The organism is Acidovorax sp. KNOB132 (genome assembly GCF_057541515.1).
This window is the reverse complement of sequence record NZ_BAAJYT010000631.1, coordinates 1-674: the sequence shown is the minus strand read 5'-3', so window position 1 is coordinate 674 and position 674 is coordinate 1. Positions and strand designations below refer to the sequence as shown.

Here is a 674-nt window from a genome sequence, read left to right as displayed (position 1 = left end):
CGAGCGCATTCGGGAAGGGGGCGCACGATGACCCGTGCTGCATTATTGATAGCTGTCTGCGCAATGATTATGGGATGCGCAGCCTCGCCCGCGCAGGCGCCTGCCGAGGATCGCGTGCTGGCCATCGCCGTGCCAGCTTGGGAGCCAGCCCCAGCGCGCACCGCGGAACCCGAGCCCCGGGCGTGCCCACCGCTGCCGGTGCTGCGCGCGGGGGCGTCACCCATGGAGCGGCGCGTGCATACCCAGACCATCGTGCGCATGTACGCGGACTGCGCAGAGGCTCCGTTGGCAGAGTCTTCCGCATGCGAATTGCTGTTGATCGCTTTCGACGAGTCCGAACTGGCGCCCGCCTGGTACGTGCGTGCTGGCCCGGCACTGGAGCGATGCGGGTATGCCAAGGCGGGTGCCAAGGCGGCATACCGCGCCTGCTACGCGGAGAGACGCAACGGCAGCACCCGCGATTGCGAGGCCCTCCCATGACCCCGGGCCAGTACCTGCTCGCGGCCAGCTCGCCGCCAATGCCGCCCTGGGCTGGGCATACCTTGGCCAGCGAGACGACGCCACCGCCGCCCGGGGCGAGACCCAGGCCATGCAGCAGCAGCGCGACGGCATCCGCTCGGCCGCCAGCGCTTGCAGTGCGGGCGTGGAGCAGCTGGCGCTGGCCGGCGAGCAGC

At 70.8% G+C, this 674-nt stretch carries 1 protein-coding gene; it reads left to right on the top strand.

The features are described 5' to 3' along the window. Positions 1 to 234 precede the first annotated feature (234 nt). Complete coding sequence (locus AC27IO_RS25115; RefSeq protein WP_498741331.1) at positions 235 to 480, top strand: hypothetical protein; 246 nt, start codon at positions 235 to 237, stop codon at positions 478 to 480. The last annotated feature ends 194 nt before the right edge of the window (positions 481 to 674 follow it).